At 52.6% G+C, this 3,229-nt stretch carries 2 protein-coding genes; both read right to left on the reverse strand.

The features are described from left to right. Window positions 1–391: 391 nt before the first annotated feature. On the reverse strand, window positions 392–1,771 hold the full coding sequence (locus tag ACO6V1_RS23100; RefSeq protein ID WP_422459377.1) for an RING finger domain-containing protein: 1,380 nt from the start codon (window positions 1,769–1,771) through the stop codon (window positions 392–394). A 356-nt stretch (window positions 1,772–2,127) separates the two neighbouring features. Next, window positions 2,128–3,229 (reverse strand): tetratricopeptide repeat protein (locus tag ACO6V1_RS23105; RefSeq protein ID WP_422468834.1); only part of this gene is annotated, 1,102 nt, incomplete at its 5' end.

Raw genomic sequence — 3,229 nt, forward strand, 5'->3', positions numbered from 1 at the left:
AGGCTCGGTGGGTACAATAACTGCTGCACTGGAGGGAACGCTGTTCATGCCAGGTAACTCCCTTACGTTTTTGGGATTGCTACTCTGACTGTGTTGATCTCAAAAATATCCCGTAACAGGTTCTGAAAATATCAAAAAACCAGCTTTATAGATTTCTTGAATTACAGAAAAGGTCAAAATATCGGAAAAGAAGGCGGTTATACGATTATAACTTACACAATTTTATGGATGCAGGAGGTATAAAGATATAGATTTATTGTCGTTTAAGTCGATCTGGACTTTAACAGGCCGACATTGGTTACCGGATTCATGGCCCCTTTGATGATCCCGGGATAATCCTGAAATAACCCGGGACAGCCTCCCGGGGACGTGCCATGGGCATTTGGTGGATCTATCGGGGAGCATTCTCTACCATCGTTTTATAACCCTTACAGTCTGCTGCCGTGGATTCGCCCACTGTGTGGGCGCGGCCGGTTTCATCAGGAAAGGCTTCATCAAACCCGCGTTTTTTAGCGGGTTGCGGTTTAAAGGCTTTTTCCAGTTTTTTGATGGCCAGGTCATACCCCAACTCAGCCGCCTTGAGCAACCAGGCTTTCGCCTGGTCCAGATCTACCGGAAAGTTCGCTCCACTGCGCTCATACAGCTCGCTCAGGTTGTACATGGCAGCAGCGCAACCCAGATCAGCCGCTTTGAGCAACCAGATTTTCGCCTGGCGCAGATCTACCGGAAAGTTCTCGTCGCCATCCAGATAAAAGCAACCCAGGTGAAACATGGCTCCAATATCCCCCAGCCCAGCCGCTTTGAACAACAGGAGCTTTCCCCGATCCGGATCTGCCGGTAAGCCCTCGCCTCCCTCCAGGTACACCAGGCCCAGGTTGCTCATGGCGCAAGCATCCCCCAGCCCAGCCGCCTCTATGTACAATCGCTCCGCTTTGCGCAGATCTACCGCGAAGTCCTCACCACCATAATGATACAGGTAGCCCAGATTATTCATGGCTACAACATGCCCCAGCTCAGCCGCCTTCAGGTACCAGCTCTCGGCTTTGTGCAGATCGGCTGGAAAGCCCTCGCCACCGTCGCTATACACCATGCCCAGGCCGCACATGGCTTTAATATGCCCCAGCTCAGCCGCCTTAAGGTACCAGCTCTCCGCTTTGTGCAGATCTACCGCGAAGTCCTTGCCACCATAATGATACAGGTAGCCCAGATGCCACATGCCTGCAATATCCCCCAACTCAGCCGCCTTGAGGTACCAGTGCTCCGCTTTGCTTAGGTCTACCGGAATGCCCTCACAACCATCGTGGAGCAGCTTCCCCAGGTTGTTCAGTCCGATCGGGTCGGATCCTCCCCTTCTGGCGAGCAGCAGAGCAACATCGAGGTGCTTATTGGCAGCGGCCCGGGCCAGGGGAGTTTTACCCACAGTTCGGCCCGCATCCACCTTCGCCCCCCGTTGCAGCAGGGCCTGGATGATCTTGAGATCACCCTCCTTTGCCGCGTTGACCATTTGACGCCGCCAGCCCCGTGGCAGGGGCAGGTTTTTCACCACCATAATATTGTTAATGACTTCCCGCCCGTAAGGGCAGGTCAGATGGTCTTTGGTCCAGCGGGAAAGGCACTTAAAGTGAAACTTATGCCCGCAGGGCCTGGCAATAGCGACACGCCTGCCCACAAACTTCCGATTAGTGGATGAGTAGAGGCCATCATGGCAGATCGGGCAGATTGCGGGCTCGGTGGGTACAACAACTGCTGCACTGGAGGGAATGTTGTTCATGCCAGGTAACTCCCTTACTTTTTGGGATTGCTACTCTGACTGTGTTGATCTCAAAAATATCCCGTAACAGGTTCTGAAAATATCAAAAAACAGCTTTATAGATTTCGTGAATTCCAGAACAGGGCAAAATATCCGAAAAAAAGTGGTTATACAGTTATAACATATACAATTTTATCGATGCAGGAGGTATATAGATATAAATTCATTGTCGTTTAATTCGACCCAGACTTTAACAGGCCAGCATTGGTTACCGGATTCATGGCTCCTTTGATGATCCCGGGATAACCCGGAAATAACTCTGGACAGCCTCCCGGGGGACACAAAATATTGTCACCTGCCATGGGCATTTGGCGGCTCTATCGGGAAGCCTGCTCTATCATCGTTTTATACCCGTTACTGTCTGCTGCCGTGGATTCGCCCTCTGTGTGGGCGCGGCCGGTTTCATCAGGAAAGGCTTCATCAAGCCCGCGTTTTTTAGCGGGTTGCGGTTTAGAGACTTTTTTCAGTTTTTTGATGTCCAGGTCTCTCCTCAACTGAGCCGCCTTGAGCAACAGTCGTTTTCCCTTGTACCTATGTTCCGGAAATTTTTCGCCACCACGCAGATACAGGTGACCCAGGCTACTCATGGCCAGATGAGACCCCAGCTCAATGGCTTTCAGGTACCAGCGCTCCGCTTCAAGCAGATCTATCTTAAAGCCCTCGCCACCATACTGATATAGGCGACCCAGCATGTACATGGCTGAAGCTATAATGGCTGGATCTTTTCCCAGCTCAATCACCTTGAGCAACAAGGTTTTCGCCTGGTGCAGATCTGCCGGAAAGTTCTCGCCACCATGCAGATACAGGCTTCCCAGGTGATGCATGGCTAGAACATATCTCAGCTCAACCGCCTTGAGCCACCAGGATTTCGCCTGGTGTAGATCTTGCTCAAAGCCCTTGTCACCCTTAAAACAGTGCCAGCCCAGATTGGACATGGCTCCGGAATCCCCAAGCCCAGCCGCCTTGAACAACAGGAACTTTCCCTGATCCTGATGATCTGCCGGTAAGCCCTCGCCGCCATCCAGATACAGTAGGGCCAGGTTATTCATGGCGCAGGCATCCCCCAATCCAGCTGCCTTCAGGTACCAGTGCTCCGATTTGCTTAGATCTACCACAATGCCCTCACCACCATCCTTGAAAAGATTCCCCAGGTTTCTCAGACCGATCGGGTCGGATCCACCCCTTCCGGCCAGCAGCAGGGCAGCATCGAGATGCTTATTGGCAACGGCCAGGGCCAGGGGAGTTTCACCCGCAGTTTGGCCCGCATCCACCTTCGCTCCCCGTTGCAGCAGGGCCTGGATGATCTTGATATCACCCTCCTCTGCCGCGTTGACCATCTTGTTCTTCCAGCCCCGGGGCAGGGGCAGGTTTTTCACCACCATATTTTTAATGACTTCCTGCCCGTAAGGGCAGGTCACG

It is taken from the genome of Endozoicomonas sp. ALC013 (assembly GCF_049310205.1).
Classification (GTDB): Bacteria; Pseudomonadota; Gammaproteobacteria; order Pseudomonadales; family Endozoicomonadaceae; genus Endozoicomonas.